This window comes from Erythrobacter sp. (genome assembly GCF_038133525.1).
In the GTDB taxonomy this organism is placed as follows: Bacteria; Pseudomonadota; Alphaproteobacteria; order Sphingomonadales; family Sphingomonadaceae; genus Qipengyuania.
Genome location: NZ_JAYPTL010000060.1, coordinates 9,716 through 17,036, shown reverse-complemented (window position 1 = coordinate 17,036; position 7,321 = coordinate 9,716). Strand labels below are relative to the sequence as shown.

General features: G+C 63.1%; 8 protein-coding genes and 1 pseudogene. 4 read left to right on the top strand and 5 right to left on the bottom strand.

The window, feature by feature from the left end; translation table 11 throughout:
• Window positions 1–874: pseudogene (gene purM / locus AAFM29_RS14040) on the bottom strand (phosphoribosylformylglycinamidine cyclo-ligase); the annotation flags it as partial.
• Window positions 875–1,002: 128 nt separating this feature from the next.
• Between purM and AAFM29_RS14035 the strand changes: the two are divergent.
• Genes AAFM29_RS14035 through AAFM29_RS14020 form a run of 4 tightly spaced genes read left to right on the top strand, consistent with a single transcriptional unit; the run spans window position 1,003 to window position 3,981 of the window.
• Window positions 1,003–2,280: a heavy-metal-associated domain-containing protein gene (locus tag AAFM29_RS14035; RefSeq protein WP_341713411.1), complete on the top strand. Its 1,278-nt coding sequence runs from the start codon at window positions 1,003–1,005 to the stop codon at window positions 2,278–2,280.
• 10 nt (window positions 2,281–2,290) lie between these two features.
• Window positions 2,291–2,902, top strand: coding sequence for an ATPase (locus AAFM29_RS14030; RefSeq protein ID WP_341713410.1), 612 nt, complete (start codon window positions 2,291–2,293; stop codon window positions 2,900–2,902).
• 27 nt (window positions 2,903–2,929) lie between these two features.
• The gene (gene epsC, locus AAFM29_RS14025; RefSeq protein ID WP_341713409.1) at window positions 2,930–3,631 is read left to right on the top strand and encodes a serine O-acetyltransferase EpsC; all 702 of its coding nucleotides are present in this window, start codon (window positions 2,930–2,932) and stop codon (window positions 3,629–3,631) included.
• Window positions 3,631–3,981: a DUF2794 domain-containing protein gene (locus tag AAFM29_RS14020; RefSeq protein WP_341713408.1), complete on the top strand. Its 351-nt coding sequence runs from the start codon at window positions 3,631–3,633 to the stop codon at window positions 3,979–3,981. The genes epsC and AAFM29_RS14020 overlap by 1 nt, the downstream gene beginning before the upstream one ends.
• Here AAFM29_RS14020 and AAFM29_RS14015 read toward each other — a convergent pair.
• From AAFM29_RS14015 to AAFM29_RS14000, 4 genes are all read right to left on the bottom strand, one after another.
• Window positions 3,978–4,391, bottom strand: coding sequence for a hypothetical protein (locus tag AAFM29_RS14015; protein ID WP_341713407.1), 414 nt, complete (start codon window positions 4,389–4,391; stop codon window positions 3,978–3,980). The two genes, AAFM29_RS14020 and AAFM29_RS14015, sit on opposite strands and share 4 nt — an antisense overlap.
• 76 nt (window positions 4,392–4,467) lie before the next feature.
• Window positions 4,468–5,529 carry a hypothetical protein gene (locus tag AAFM29_RS14010; protein ID WP_341713406.1) on the bottom strand — a complete coding sequence of 354 codons (1,062 nt, stop codon included), beginning with the start codon at window positions 5,527–5,529 and terminating at the stop codon, window positions 4,468–4,470.
• Between the two features lie 77 nt (window positions 5,530–5,606).
• Window positions 5,607–6,569, bottom strand: a complete 963-nt coding sequence (locus AAFM29_RS14005; RefSeq protein ID WP_341713405.1) for a DUF4328 domain-containing protein — start codon at window positions 6,567–6,569, stop codon at window positions 5,607–5,609.
• Window positions 6,502–7,321, bottom strand: an 820-nt coding sequence (locus AAFM29_RS14000) for an SDR family NAD(P)-dependent oxidoreductase (RefSeq protein ID WP_341713404.1), incomplete at its 5' end; no start/stop codon positions are given. The genes AAFM29_RS14000 and AAFM29_RS14005, both read right to left, overlap by 68 nt.

Genomic DNA, 7,321 nt, shown 5'->3' with positions numbered 1-7,321 from the left:
TGCCCACGCCGCAATTGAAGGTCCGCGCCATTTCGGCGGGCTCGATATTGCCCTGCGCCTGCAGGAAAGCCATCAGTCCGGGCTGTTCCCAGGCATCGGCATCGACTTCGGCATGTGCGCCTTGCGGCAGCACGCGCGGGATGTTCTCCAGCAGGCCGCCGCCGGTGATGTGGGCCAGGGCGTCGACCAACCCGTCGCGCACGACCGGGAGCAGGCTCTTCACATATATCCTGGTCGGCTCGATCAGCGCATCGACCAGCAGGCGTTCCTGATCGAACAGGGCGGGACGGTCGAGTTTCCAGCTTTTGTCCGTCGCGAGTCGGCGTACCAGCGAATAGCCGTTCGAATGCACGCCCGAGCTGGCGAGGCCGAGCAGCACGTGGCCCGGCGCCACCCGCTCACCGGTCAACTGCTCGCCGCGTTCCACGGCACCGACGCAAAAGCCGGCAAGGTCGTAATCACCTGCGGCATACATGCCGGGCATTTCCGCCGTTTCGCCGCCGATCAGCGCGCAACCGGCCATCTTGCAGCCTTCGGCGATGCCCGCGATGACGCGTTCGGCAACGCCGTTCTCCAGCTTGCCGGTGGCGAAATAGTCGAGAAAAAACAGCGGTTCCGCACCTTGCACGATCAAGTCGTTGACGCACATGGCGACGAGGTCGATGCCGACCGTATCGTGCCGCCCGGTGTCGATGGCGAGCTTGAGCTTGGTGCCCACACCGTCATTGCCCGCGACCAGCAGGGGATCCTTGTACCCCGCGGCCTTGGGGTCGAAGAAACCACCGAAGCCGCCGATTTCGCCATCCGCGCCGGGACGCATCGTCGCCTTGACCAGCGGGCCGATCGCCTTGACGAGCGCATTGCCCGCTTCGATCGAAACACCTGCCTGCTCATAGGTGTAGGAGGGGGTATTGCTGCGGGGTTCGTCGCTCATGCCCCCCGCCTTACGCATTCGCGCTTGGATTTCCAGATTCCTTTCGGCAAAAGGCCCCGGAATCCGCGATGCCTGACGCCCTTTCCCTTCAACCTGCCCTGCGCCGCCCCGGCCTGATCCTTGCGGGGATCGTTTCGGCTTGCGCGCTGGGGGCAGTCGTATGGGCGCAAGTCGGGGGCGATCGCGGCATCGCGGCCGTCGCAGCATCGAGCGATATCGAGGTTTCCGGTATCGAAGTCGACGAAACGGCGAAGACCGGCTCCGAAGCGCGCGAGAAGGCCTGGGATGTCGCCGCAAGACTGGCCTGGAAGAAAATCGGCGGGCCCAGCCTGCCCGATTCGCAGATTTCCGGCATGGTTTCGGCCATCGTGATCGAGAGGGAGCGGCTCGGTCCCCGGCGATATATCGCGACGCTGGGCGTGGTATTCGATCGATCCCGAGCGGCGCCGTTTCTGGGCGAGGCCGGCGAAGTTGCACGATCGGCCCCCTTGCTGGTTGTCCCGGTAACGGTCTCAGCCGGGACCGAGATGGTCTTTGAGCAACGCAACCCTTGGCAGCAGGCCTGGGCGGAGTTCCAGGCGGGCACCAGCCCGATCAACTATGTCCGCCCGATGGGTGCCGGGGGCGATTCGCTGCTGGTCACCTACGGACAGACCGGGCGCCGCAGCCGTGTGTGGTGGCGAAACGTGCTCGATCAGTTCGGTGCTTCGGACGTGCTGATCCCGATTGCCCGGCTGCGCTACACCTATCCTGGTGGTCCGATCGAAGGCACGTTTACCGCGCGCTATGGCCCCGATGACGTGGTGCTAGACAGTTTCACGCTCCAGGCTGAAAGCCCGCAGAAGCTGCCGGCTATGCTGTCGCAGGCCGTGGTCCGTTTCGATGGGATTTTCCGGCAGGCGCTGGCCGATGGCAAGCTCAAGCCCGATGCCACTCTCAACCTCGGCTCGCCGGAGCTCGATCCCGCGATCCAGCGCTTGGTCGAACTTGGGCGCGCATTGATGGAACGCGATCGCGCCGCGCGCGAGGGTGCGAATGATCGGCCTACGGCAGAAAGCGGCAATGCGATAACCGCGGCGCCGGTCAATACGCCGCCGCCCGATGGTTCGGTCGCGCTTTACACCGTCCAGGTGGCGACGCCCGATGCCGCGGCCTTCGATGGCGCGATTGCTTCGGTGCGTGGCACGCCCGGCGTCCGCGCCACGGGTGTTCGCAGTACCGCGATCGGCGGCACCTCGGTCATGACGGTCAGCTATGCCGGTTCGATCACGCAGCTGGCCGAGGCGCTCAAGGCGCGCGGCTTTACCGTCCGCCAGGGCAGCACCGCGCTTTCGATCAGCCGCTGAGGCGCGGCGCATGTCGCAGATCGCCCTCCCGCTCTCGATTTCCCGCCCGGGGGGAGCCCGTGCGATCATCGTCGGCAACGGTAATAGGGCGGCTGCCGATGCGCTTGTTGCACCGGAGACATGGCCATACCGCACGGCAATCCTCACCGGCCCGCCACGCTCGGGAAAGTCGTTGCTGGCGCAATGGTTTGAAGCGAGTGGCCACGGAATAGCGATCGACGGGGCTGATCGGCTCGACGAAACCATGATTTTCCACCGTTGGAACCGCGCGCAGGAGGACGGCATGGCCTTGCTGCTCGTTGTCGATGGCGAGCAATGGGATATCACCTTGCCCGATCTGCAAACGCGGATGCGGGCCTCGCTGCACCTCGAAATCACGCCGCCGGACGACGCCATGGCGGCTGACTTGATCCTCGCCCACGCCGAGGCGCGCGGGTTGGCATTGGGCGATGGAGCGCCCGCATACCTGGTTCCACGAATGGAGCGCAGCTACGCCGCGATCGAGCGGGTGGTCGCCGAAATCGACCGTCTGAGTCTTGAACGGAAGGTACCCGCCACCCTATCTGTATGGAGAGACGCACTCGACGCCGTGCAGGGGCCCGAGCAGGGGCGCTTGCTTTAATGTCGGCGTGGTGGGAGAATATCGCCTATGTTGGAACGGCTTATCGCCTATCTCGACAGCGTGAAGGCGCGCGATCCATCGCCGCGTAGCCGCTGGGAGATCCTCACCTATCCAGGCGTTTGGGCGCTTGGATATCACCGCATCGCGCATTGGCTGTTCGAAGCGGAGCTGTTTTTCCTCGCACGCTTGGTCAATCACTGGAGCCGCTGGCTGACCGCCATCGACATTCACCCGGGCGCCAAGATCGGGAAGAACTTCTTCATCGACCATGGCTTTACCGTGATCGGTGAGACCGCAGAGATCGGCGACAACGTCACCATCTACCAGTGCGTCACGCTGGGCGGAACCAATCCTGCTAATGGCAAGGGTGGCAAGCGACACCCGACGATCTCGGACGAAGTCATTATCGGATCGGGGGCGCAGGTCATCGGTCCAATCACTGTTGGTCGCCGCGCGCGTATCGGCGCCAATGCCGTGGTGACGGACGAAGTGCCCGAAGGGGCGACGATGATCGGCCTCAAGGCGCGTAGCACGCTTGTGCCTGCGGAACAGTGGCTCAAGGACTTCATTCCCTATGGCACGCCTTGCGACGAACCCTGCGAGGGTTCGCAGGGTGGCAGCCGTGACTGCATCGAGAAACTCGAGACCGAGTTGAAGGCATTGCGTGAAGAGGTCGCAGCAATGCGTACCGAGCGTGAACCGGTTATGCGGAGCGGGACTGACGATTGATGCAGTTTTTCGGTGACACGATTGTCGCCTTTCCCGGTCGCCAACCGCTGCAGGTTGGCTTCACACGCGAAGAACTCGGCCGCATCCTCGATCTTTACGGCCGCATGGTCGCTGCTGGCCAATGGCGGGATTATGCAATGGATTTCGCCAAGGACGCGGCCAGCTTTGCCGCGTTCCGCCGCACGGCCGAACGCCCGCAGGCGCGGATCGAAAAGCGGCCGGCCTTGCGCGGCAAGCAGGGCATGTGGACCCTGTTCGGCGAACACGGGCAAATCCTGAAACGCGGCCACGAACTCGCCGGGGTCATGGCCCCGGTGGAGCGGCGGCTGCTGAAGGCGGTTGACGACTAGTGGAGGCCAGCCCCGCCCTGGCGGCGGCGATATAGGAATGCCACGGTGATGATTGTCGGGAAGATAAAGCCCTTCAGATAGGACAGGGGGTGTCGGCCGATCGTGAAGTCGACCGGCAAATTGCCCAAATGCGCCCAATAGTGCGTGGCGATCAGCCCGCCGATGCTGAGCCACATCGCCAGCAAAGCGGCGCGTCGGCCCAGCATTACCGCAACCAGGCTGGCGACGATGGCACAGCGCAGGATTGCCTGGATCGCATTGTAGCCCGCGTCGCTGCTCAGGCCCCTACCCTGGGTGAGGTCTACCAGCATGGTCAGGTGGTAGAATACCAGCAGGCCGGCCAATAGCAGGATGATCAGCGTCGGGACGATACGGCTCCAGCCGGAGCCCACGATGGCGTGGTCGTTCATCGGTTCGTATCCATTGATCTTGCCGGAAAGGGCCCGCGCACAGGTCGCGGGCCCTTTCGACAACGACAGGCAGATGTCACGCGGTGGCCGGAAGCCTGCCGCGCATGTCGCCTGGGAGCGTGGTCACCACGGCGCGGCGGATCGGGGTCCACAAGGCGCTGAGTGTCAGCAAGGCCGAACCGATGACCAGCGCCGTCAGCGCGAAGTTGAGTTCCACGGCGCCGAATTCACGGAACAGGAAGGTCAGCGCAACCAGGACATAGGCCAGCGCCGAGACCAGCAAGGCGCGACGGTCGACCGCCAGAGCGACGAGGCCGAACACGACATAGACGCCCAGCACGGCAACAGCCGCACCAACGCCGATGTTCTGACCTTCGGTGACGCCGATCAAAGCAAAGATCGGGTGCGCGATCATCGGGGCGGCCAGCAGATGCAACCAGAAGGCAACATCGCTGCGTCGGGTTGAGCGCGCCGTGTCGCTCATGTCCCACCGCATGGCGAGGCCGAACACGGCCAGCCCGACCAGGAATACGAGAGACAGGGCAACGGTCTTTGCATTGGCTGAATTGGGTCCCACGGCCGCCATGATCAGAGCAATGATCGTGCCTGCAACTGCCGCGGTCCCGGCGGCGATGGTGATCGGGACCATGAAGCGTTTCCAGTGCAGCCATGCCGCAACGGCGGTGACCAGGGCTGACCCGGCGATGGCCAGGGTTGCCAGCGTTTCCTGGTGGTTCGCACCTTCGCCAAGTACCGCGATCGCAAGTCCGATCAGGCCGGTGAATACCCCGCCGACGAAAGCCAGCAGCAGGATGATGCTGGGCAGTGCCATCCGCCGCTTGGCGGTGAAGAATTCGGCGAGCATCCAAGCCGTCCCTGCCACCAGCACGCCGCTGGCTGGCGAGGGAGCGTGATTGTTGCTCCAGATGGCATCGCCGATCGCAGCCATGGCGATCAGCATGATAACCGCGCCGATCGAGACAAAGATGTCGTTGAAGCCGGTTATCAGGCGGAAATGCTCCGCATCGGCCGGAACCGCGTCGCGCTGTGCGGCGATATGCGAGCGTAGGGCGTCGGCTGCTTCGGCGCTTATCGCGCCCGCTGCGACCGCGGAATTGAGATCGTCCTGGCTGTACATCAGCCTATCCTCCCACTGTTGAAGTCTCCTGGATACGCCTAAGTGTATTAGTTAGTCAATACGGTAAGGCGGCGGGGTCAGCGCAAGGTCACGGCAGGCCGCTGCTGGACCGGCTCATGCCCGCCGCTCAACATGATCTGCGGCAGGTAGACCATTTGCGCTTTCGTGATCGAACGAACCAGGCCCGCAAAGAGGAGGGCTGATCCAAGCAGCAGCAACATGGCGAAGCTGGCTATCGCATATTCCATCCACAGCGGAGTAATGATGGCCAGGTTGGTGCCCACATCGAGCATGAACTTGAAGATCATCGCGCTGAAGATCAGCAACCCAACAACCACTGCGGTCCACCAAGCGGTGACATTTTCGACCGTGGCATGGGCAAGCTCTTCCGGCTCGCAATAGCTGCGATTGTAGAGTTCACGCATGGTTTCGAAAGGCAGGACCAGGTTCGCAACGGGCACCAGAAATCCAGCGACAGCCATACGCGCGGTGTACTTCGTCCTTATGCCAAGCCGGGCGAGATTTTCATGGGCGCGCCAGACCCAGAACAGCCCAGATAAGATAAGTCCCAAGCCAGAAACCAATAAAGCCAGGCCAGCAATAGTTGTCGCGTTGTCCCAACCCCGCTCTCGGAATGACGGGATGAAGCGACCCTGGCTGATAAAGGCGCTGCTGCTGTGATTGTATTGCGACTGGATTGCGCTTTGCCGACGGAAGCTTCCGAAGGGCGAGGCTTGTTGCGCCTCGGTCTCTACTTCGGTGATGCGGGCGTACTCAGCCTTCACCGCCATTCCGCCGAGTCCAATCTCGGCAAGGCCTGCCAGCATGAAAACGGATGCGAAGACTGTAACGGCAATAGAAGAGGCGCGCAGCTTGCGCAGCATCGCTTCGATATTCATACGACCCCCAAAGTAAAACCCCGCGCCATAATGCAATGGCGCGGGGCTTTGGGCAATCGAAATTGGTAAAGGACTATCCGCGTGCGCTTGACGGCGCGGCGTCGGCGCCCAGAACCTTCTGCATTGCTGCAAGGATTGCACCCGACTGTTCGCTGCCAGACTGCGGGGCCTTGAGGTTCGAGAACTCGCTGATCTTGTCCCAGTTCGCGGCGAAACCTTCGACCGTACGCTCTGCTTCGGGCAGCCAGACCGCATCGTTCATCACGGTCCAGGCCGAGTGATAGCCACCCGCGCCCGCGCCGACGATGGCATTGGTCGGGGCATCTTCGCTCACCAGGAACAGCGCGGCAGGAACCACGTTGACCGGGTCGAACAGCTTGAACGCCTGTTCGGGGAACAGGTCTTCGGTCATGCGCGTGCCAGCCACCGGCGAGAGGGTGTTGACGCGGACGTTATACTTCGCACCTTCGAGCGCGAGCGTCTTGGTCAGGCCGGCGAGGCCGAGCTTGGCCGCGCCATAATTGGCCTGGCCGAAGTTGCCGAACAGGCCGGTCGAGGACGCGGTCATCAGGATGCGGCCATAGGCCTGTTCGCGGAAGGTTTCCCAGCAGGCCTTGGTGACGAAGGCCGAACCGGTCAGGTGAACCTTGACCACGAATTCGAAGTCTTCCGGGCTCATCTTGGCGAAGGTCTTGTCGCGCAGAACGCCGGCATTGTTGATCAGGACATGCACGCCGCCCCACTTCTGCTTGGCGTCGGCGACCATCTTTTCCATCTGTTCGTATTCGGTCACCGAGCCGCCGTTCGAAACGGCTTCGCCGCCCATCTTCTCGATCTCTTCGACCACCTGCAGCGCCATATCCGAATGGCCGGTACCGTCGCGCGATCCGCCG